Source organism: Klenkia terrae, from assembly GCF_037083865.1.
In the GTDB taxonomy this organism is placed as follows: domain Bacteria; phylum Actinomycetota; class Actinomycetes; order Mycobacteriales; family Geodermatophilaceae; genus Klenkia; species Klenkia terrae.
In genome coordinates, this window is the sequence record NZ_JBAPLV010000063.1 from 1 (window position 1) to 1,631 (window position 1,631).

General features: G+C 62.8%; 1 protein-coding gene. It reads left to right on the forward strand.

Translation table 11 applies throughout. The features are described 5' to 3' along the window. Nucleotides 1-1,631 (forward strand): aa3-type cytochrome oxidase subunit I (ctaD, locus tag UXQ13_RS23520; RefSeq protein ID WP_336393094.1); only part of this gene is annotated, 1,631 nt, incomplete at both ends.

Below are 1,631 nucleotides of genomic sequence, written 5' to 3' on the forward strand. Positions count from 1 at the left end.
ATCGCCCCCGCTCCGATCGTGAGCCGTCCCAGTCCGGTGCACGTGGCCGAGAAGGGTTCGCGGCTGTCGATGTTGCTGCGGACCACTGATCACAAGACGATCGGCTTGATGTACCTGGCTGTGTCGTTCACGTGGTTCATGGTCGGTGGCCTGATGGCCATGTTGATGCGTGGTGAGCTGGCCCGGCCGGGGTTGCAGTACCTGTCCAACGAGCAGTACAACCAGTTGTTCACCATGCACGGCACGGTGATGTTGTTGTTCTTCGCGACGCCGTTGTTCTTCGCGTTCGCGAACTTGATCCTGCCGTTGCAGCTGGGTGCCCCGGATGTGGCGTTCCCGCGGTTGAACGCGTTCTCGTTCTGGTTGTTCCTGTTCGGCGGGTTGATCATGATCTCGGGGTTCGCCACCCCTGGTGGTGCTGCGGACTTCGGGTGGTATGCCTATTCGCCGTTGTCGGATGTGACGAACTCACCCGGTGCCGGGGCTGATCTGTGGATCGCCGGGCTGGCCGTCAGTGGTCTGGGCACGATCTTGGGTGCGGTCAACTTCATCACCACGATCGTGTGTCTGCGGGCGCCGGGGATGACGATGTTCCGGATGTCGATCTTCGGGTGGTCCTCGCTGGTCACCAGCATCTTGATCTTGTTGGCGTTCCCGATCCTGACTGCGGCGTTGTTGGCGTTGCTGGCCGACCGGCACCTGGGTGCGTTGGTGTTCTCCGCGGCCAACGGTGGGCCGATGCTGTGGCAGCACCTGTTCTGGTTCTTCGGCCATCCCGAGGTCTACATCATCGCGTTGCCGTTCTTCGGGATCATCTCCGAGATCATCCCGGTGTTCGCCCGCAAGCCGTTGTTCGGCTACAAGGGCATGGTGTTCGCGATCATCGGGATCGGGGCGTTGTCGTTGACGGTGTGGGCGCACCACATGTACGCCACCGGGGCGGTGCTGCTGCCGTTCTTCAGCTTCTTGACCTACCTGATCGCCGTGCCGACCGGGATCAAGTTCTTCAACTGGATCGGCACCATGTGGCGCGGGCAGTTGACGTTCGAGACCCCGATGCTGTTCGCGATGGGGTTCCTGGTCACCTTCTTGCTGGGTGGGTTGACCGGGGTGCTGCTGGCGTCCCCGCCGCTGGACTGGCAGCTCAACGACTCCTACTTCGTGGTCGCCCACTTCCACTACGTGGTGTTCGGGACGGTGGTGTTCGCCGCCTACGGCGGCATCTACTTCTGGTTCCCCAAGATGTGCGGGCGGATGATGGATGAGCGGTTGGGCAAGGTGCACTTCTGGTTGACGTTCATCGGGTTCCACACCACGTTCTTGGTCCAGCACTGGCTGGGCAACCAGGGCATGCCCCGCCGCTACGCCGACTACCTGCCCACCGACGGGTTCACCACGCTGAACACGATCTCCACGATCGGGTCCTTCATCCTCGGGGCCTCCACCATCCCGTTCCTGTACAACGTGGTGAAGTCCTGGAAGTACGGCCAACTCGCCCTGCGCGATGACCCCTGGGGCCACGGCAACTCCCTGGAGTGGGCCACGTCGTCCCCCCCGCCGCGGCACAACTTCACCGAGATCCCCCGCATCCGCTCCGAACGCCCCGCCTTCGAGCTGCACTACCCCCACCT